The following is a 6,417-nucleotide window of genomic DNA, read 5'->3' on the forward strand; positions in this document are numbered from 1 at the left end:
GTGGCGCGCGGTGACCTGTCGCAGAAGATCGACGTGGACGCGCGCGGGGAGATCCTGGAGCTGAAGAACACCATCAACACGATGGTGGACCAGCTGTCGGCGTTCGCGGAGCAGGTCACCCGGGTGGCCCGGGACGTGGGTACCGAGGGTCGGCTGGGCGGTCAGGCGCAGGTGCCGGGCGTGGCCGGTGTGTGGCGTGATCTGACCGATTCGGTGAACGGCATGGCCGGGAACCTGACCTCTCAGGTGCGCAACATCGCCCAGGTGGCGACGGCGGTGGCGCGCGGTGACCTGTCGCAGAAGATCGACGTGGACGCGCGCGGGGAGATCCTGGAGCTGAAGAACACCATCAACACGATGGTGGACCAGCTGTCCTCGTTCGCGGACCAGGTGACGAGGGTGGCCCGCGAGGTGGGCACCGAGGGCATCCTGGGCGGCCAGGCGGAGGTGAAGGGTGTCTCCGGCACCTGGAAGGACCTCACCCAGTCGGTCAACTTCATGGCCTCCAACCTGACCTCGCAGGTGCGGCAGATCGCCCAGGTGACCACGGCGGTGGCGATGGGCGACCTGTCGAAGAAGATCACGGTGGATGCGAAGGGCGAGATCCTGGAGCTGGTCACCACCGTGAACACGATGGTGGACCAGCTGTCCTCGTTCGCCGAGCAGGTGACGAGGGTGGCCCGTGAGGTGGGTTCGGAGGGCATCCTCGGCGGGCAGGCGCGGGTGCGCGGGGTCACCGGCATCTGGAAGGACCTCACCGACAACGTCAACACGATGGCCGGGAACCTGACCGCGCAGGTGCGCGGGATCTCGCAGGTCTCCGCGGCCGTGGCCAACGGCGATCTGACGAAGAAGGTGACCGTCGAGGCGCGCGGTGAGGTCGCGCAGCTGGCGGAGACGGTCAACACGATGGTCAACACCCTGTCCTCGTTCGCGGACGAGGTGACCCGGGTGGCGCGTGAGGTGGGTACGGAGGGCCGGCTGGGCGGTCAGGCGCACGTTCCCGGGGTCTCGGGGACCTGGAAGGACCTCACCGACTCGGTGAACTTCATGGCGTCCAACCTCACCGGCCAGGTGCGGCAGATCGCCATGGTGACGACCGCCATCGCCAAGGGCGATATGACCAAGAAGATCGACATCGACGCGCGCGGGGAGATCCTGGAGCTCAAGACCACCATCAACACGATGGTGGACCAGCTGTCCTCGTTCGCGGACCAGGTGACGAGGGTGGCCCGCGAGGTGGGCACCGAGGGCATCCTGGGCGGCCAGGCCCGGGTGCGGGACGTGGACGGCACCTGGCGGGACCTCACCGAGTCGGTGAACGAGATGGCCGGGAACCTGACCCGGCAGGTCCGCGCGATCGCGGCGGTGGCCACCGCGGTGACCCGCGGCGATCTGAACCTGAAGATCGACGTGGATGCGGCGGGCGAGATCCAGGTCCTGCAGGACAACATCAACACGATGATCGCCAACCTGCGGGACACCACCCTGGCCAACAAGGAGCAGGACTGGCTCAAGGGCAACCTGGCCCGGATCTCCGGCCTGATGCAGGGCCGCCGGGACCTGGACGACGTGGCCTCGCTGATCATGAGCGAGCTGACGCCGGTGGTGTCGGCGCAGGCCGGCGCGTTCTTCCTGGCCGTGCCGTCCGGCGGCACCGACGGGATCGGCACCGAGGGCACCGAGGACGGCTCGTACGAGCTGCGGATGCGCGGCAGTTACGCCTACGCGCCCGGCCTGATGCCGACCTCGTTCCGGCCGGGGGAGGGGCTGATCGGGATGGTCGCCGAGGAGAAGCGGACCATCCTGGTCGAGAACACCCCGCCCGGCTACCTGAAGATCTCCTCGGGTCTGGGTGAGGCCCCGCCGGCCCATGTGATCGTGCTGCCGGTGCTGTTCGAGGCGAAGGTGCTCGGCGTGATCGAGCTGGCCTCGTTCCAGCCCTTCACGCAGATCCAGAAGGACTTCCTCAGCCAGATCGCCGAGATGATCGGTACGAGCGTCAACACCATCAGCGTCAACTCCCGTACGGAGGTGCTGCTGAAGCAGTCGCAGGAGATGACCGAGCAGCTGCGGGAGCGCTCCGACGAGCTGGAGAACCGTCAGAAGGCCCTCCAGGCGGCCAATGCCGAGCTGGAGGAGAAGGCCGAACTGCTGGCCCAGCAGAACCGCGACATCGAGGTGAAGAACACCGAGATCGAGGAGGCCCGGCAGGTGCTGGAGGAGCGCGCCGAGCAACTCGCGGTCTCCATGCGCTACAAGTCCGAGTTCCTGGCCAACATGTCGCACGAGCTGCGGACCCCGCTGAACTCGCTGCTGATCCTGGCCAAGCTGCTCGCCGACAACGCGGACGGCAACCTCTCCCCGAAGCAGGTGGAGTTCGCCGAGACCATCCACGGCGCCGGTTCCGACCTGCTCCAGCTGATCAACGACATCCTGGACCTGTCGAAGGTCGAGGCGGGCAAGATGGACGTCTCGCCGACCAGGATCGCGCTGGTCCAGCTCGTGGACTACGTGGAGGCCACCTTCCGGCCGCTGACCGCCGAGAAGGGCCTGGACTTCTCGGTGCGGGTGTCCCCGGAGCTGCCGGCCACCCTGCACACCGACGAGCAGCGGCTGCTGCAGGTGCTGCGGAACCTGCTGTCGAACGCGGTGAAGTTCACCGACAACGGCGCGGTGGAGCTGGTCATCCGGCCCGCCGGGTCGGACGTGCCGCAGGAAATCCGGGAGCAGCTGCTGGAGGCCGGTTCCCTGCGGGAGGCCGACGCCGACCTGATCGCGTTCTCGGTCACCGACACCGGGATCGGCATCGCGGCCGGCAAGATGCTGGTGATCTTCGAGGCGTTCAAGCAGGCGGACGGCACCACGAGCCGGAAGTACGGGGGCACCGGTCTGGGCCTGTCGATCAGCCGGGAGATCGCCCGGCTGCTGGGCGGCGAGATCCACGCGGCGAGCGAGCCGGGCCGCGGCTCCACCTTCACGCTGTACCTGCCGCTGCACCCGAGCGAGCTGCCGCCGCAGGGCTACGCGCCGCCCGCCCCGGGCGGCCGGGCCGACCTGTACGGGCGGCAGTCGGTGGAGCGGGCGCGGTTCCACGGCCCGGTTCCCGCCGTCGCGCCCGTGCCGGTGCCGCAGGCGCTGCCGCCGGCCTCGGGGCAGATCGACCGGGCCGGGTCGCCCGCCGCGCCCGCACAGGGCAGCCCGTCGCTGTTCCGGCGCCGCCGGAAGGCGCTGAGCGAGCCGCTGCCGCGGCCGGAGCTGCCGGGCCAGTCCGGTGCCGAGGCGTGGCTGCCGGAGGAGGAGCCGCCGGCGGCTCCGCGGACGTACGACTTCCGGGGGGAGAAGGTGCTGATCGTCGACGACGACGTGCGCAACGTCTTCGCGCTGACCAGCGTGCTGGAGCAGCACGGGCTGACGGTGCTGTACGCGGAGAACGGACGGGAGGGCATCGAGGTGCTGGAGCAGCACGACGACCTGACCGTGGTGCTGATGGACATCATGATGCCCGAGATGGACGGGTACGCCACGACGGCGGCGATCCGGCGGATGCCCCAGTTCGAGGGGCTGCCGATCATCGCGCTGACGGCGAAGGCGATGAAGGGGGACCGGGAGAAGGCGATCGATTCCGGGGCTTCGGACTATGTGACCAAGCCCGTGGACCCGGACTACCTGCTGTCGGTCATGGAACAGCACATGCGGGCGGAATAGGCGGTCCGACCAGGGATGTTGGCGGGGGAACGGGTGGGGAACCATCGGCTCTCCCGCCACGTTTCCGCTACGTGCACAGTGACATCTTGGTGACAGGGTGTGGCGATCTCGGGACTGGGGCTACGATGACCGGCACAAGGACGGGCCGGGGAGGCCCCATGCCGGGGCGAGGAGGACAGGGCATGGTGCAGAAGGCCAAGATCCTCCTGGTCGACGACCGGCCGGAGAATCTGCTGGCGCTGGAGGCCATTCTTTCCGCGCTCGATCAGACCCTGGTCCGGGCGTCGTCGGGGGAGGAAGCGCTCAAGGCACTGCTGACGGACGATTTCGCGGTCATCCTGCTGGACGTGCAGATGCCGGGGATGGACGGGTTCGAGACCGCCGCGCACATCAAGCGGCGGGAGCGGACCAGGGACATCCCGATCATCTTCCTGACCGCGATCAACCACGGTCCGCACCACACGTTCCGCGGTTACGCGGCCGGGGCGGTGGACTACATCTCCAAGCCCTTCGACCCGTGGGTGCTGCGGGCGAAGGTCTCGGTGTTCGTGGACCTGTACACGAAGAACTGCCAGCTCCGCGAGCAGGCGGCACTGCTGCGGCTGCAGCTGGACGGCAGCCCCAACGGTTCCGAGAGCAAGGATGCCGCGGGTCTGCTGGCCGAGCTGTCGGCGCGGCTGGCGGCGGTCGAGGAGCAGGCCGAGGCGCTCACCAAGCAGCTCGGCGAGGAAGCGGCGGACGCCTCGGTGGTCGCCACCGCCGCGCACCTGGAGCGCAAGCTCACCGGGCTGCGGCGGGCGCTGGACGCCCTGGAGCCGGGCGCCGGGGGCACCGCGCCGGTGCTGCCCGCGCAGACCTGACGAGGGGCCGGCCCGGAGAGGTCGACGGGCGGGCCCGGCCCCCTTCCTGAGCGAGGGTCAGGTCCGTCGGTGCGTCACATCGCCCACCCCGGGCCCGACACGAACGGGTGAAGGGGTGGGCACGCGTGTCCACCGGCGTGCACACCGGTAACCTCGCCCCCATGGCCTCACGTACGTCCGGCAAGGGTTCCCAGAGCAGCGCGGGCACCGCGAAGGCCCGCACCGGCCGTACCCCCGCGCCGGCGAAGAAAGCGGCGCCCGCGCGCAAGCCTCCCGCGAAGAAGGCCGCGCCCGCGAAGCGCGCCCCGGTGAAGAAGACCGCCGCCAAGCCGACGCCGTCCCCGTCGGGCGGTGTGCTCAGGCTGGTGCGGTGGCTCTGGCTCGGTCTCGCCCACCTGGTGGGCGGCGTGTTCCGGGGGATCGGCAACGGCGCCAAGAACCTCGACCCCGCGCACCGCAAGGACGGCATCGCCCTGCTCCTGCTGGCCCTCGCGCTGATCGTCGCCGCCGGCACCTGGTCGAACCTGCAGGGGCCGGTCGGTGAACTGGTCACGATGCTGGTCACCGGCACCTTCGGCCGGCTCGACCTGCTGGTGCCGCTCCTCCTGGGGGTCATGGCGGTACGTTTCATCCGGCACCCGGAGGAGACCGACGCCAACGGCCGGATCGGCATCGGCCTGTCCGCCCTGGTGATCGGGGTGCTCGGCCAGGTGCACATCGCCTGCGGGGCCCCCGGGAGGGGCGAGGGCGAGGCCGCCATGCGGGACGCGGGCGGCCTGATCGGCTGGGCCGCCTCCAAGCCGCTGATCTTCACCATGGGCGCGCCGCTGGCCGTGCCCATGCTGGTGCTGCTGACGCTCTTCGGCCTGCTCGTGGTCACCGCCACCCCGGTCAACGCCATCCCGCAGCGGCTGCGCCGGCTCGGCATCCGGCTGGGGCTCGTCCAGCCGGGCGAGTACGACGACCTGCCCGGCGAGGACGGCGCGGAGCGGCCCGCCCGGCACGACCCCGACCGCTGGCGGGCCCGTACCGGCCGCGGGGCGGCGCTCCCGGACGAGGGATCCGGCGCGGGACCGGACGAGGGGCCGGACGCCGCCGAGGAGGAGGCCCTCGCCAAGCGGCGGGCGGCCGGCCGGCGGCCCAGGCGCGGCTCGGTGCAGCCGCCGCTGGACCGGGAGATGGACGCGGTGGACGTGGCCGCGGCCGCCGCCGCGGCGCTCGACGGTGCGGTCCTGGGCGGGATGCCGCCCTCGCCGCTGGTCGCCGACCTCTCCCAGGGCATCGCCGCCGGCCGGACCGGGGCCGAGCCCACGGCCCCGGTGCCCGCGGCCCGCGAGGAGGCCCCCGCGGGCCCCGCGACGCCGGCGGCCACCACGGCACCGGCGGCACCGGGCGCCCCGGCGGCGCGCGCCGCCGACACCTCCCCGGCCACCGCTGGAGGTGCCCCCTCCGACGGTGCCGACCTCTTCACCGTCCCGGACCTGACCAAGGCGCCCCCGGAGCCCGCCGGCGGGCTGCCGCCCCGCGCCGAGCAGCTCCAGCTGCGCGGGGACATCACGTACGCACTGCCCTCGCTGGACCTGCTGGAGCGCGGCGGCCCGGGCAAGACCCGCAGCGCCGCCAACGACTCGGTGGTCGCGGCGCTGACGAACGTGTTCACCGAGTTCAAGGTGGACGCGCAGGTCACCGGCTTCACCCGGGGCCCGACGGTCACCCGGTACGAGGTGACGCTGGGCGCCGCGGTGAAGGTCGAGCGGATCACGGCGCTGGCGAAGAACATCGCCTACGCGGTGGCCTCCCCGGACGTGCGGATCATCAGCCCGATCCCGGGCAAGTCGGCGGTCGGCAT

General features: G+C 71.3%; 3 protein-coding genes. All 3 read left to right on the top strand.

What is annotated here, in order from left to right; genetic code table 11:
* A partial coding sequence (locus AC067U_RS36805; protein WP_478834217.1) for a HAMP domain-containing protein occupies positions 1-3,708 on the top strand: 3,708 nt, incomplete at its 5' end.
* 182 nt (positions 3,709-3,890) lie between these two features.
* Positions 3,891-4,568, top strand: coding sequence for a response regulator (locus tag AC067U_RS36810; RefSeq protein ID WP_478834218.1), 678 nt, complete (start codon positions 3,891-3,893; stop codon positions 4,566-4,568).
* 161 nt (positions 4,569-4,729) lie between these two features.
* A partial coding sequence (locus AC067U_RS36815; protein WP_478834219.1) for a DNA translocase FtsK occupies positions 4,730-6,417 on the top strand: 1,688 nt, incomplete at its 3' end.

The sequence above is a fragment of the Streptomyces sp. NPDC043853 genome (genome assembly GCF_056436025.1).

What these genes read in the sequence shown, in the direction of transcription:
- AC067U_RS36810 (WP_478834218.1), top strand. Translation starts at nt 3,891, where the DNA reads ATGGTGCAGAAGGCCAAGATCCTCCTGGTCGACGACCGGCCGGAGAAT.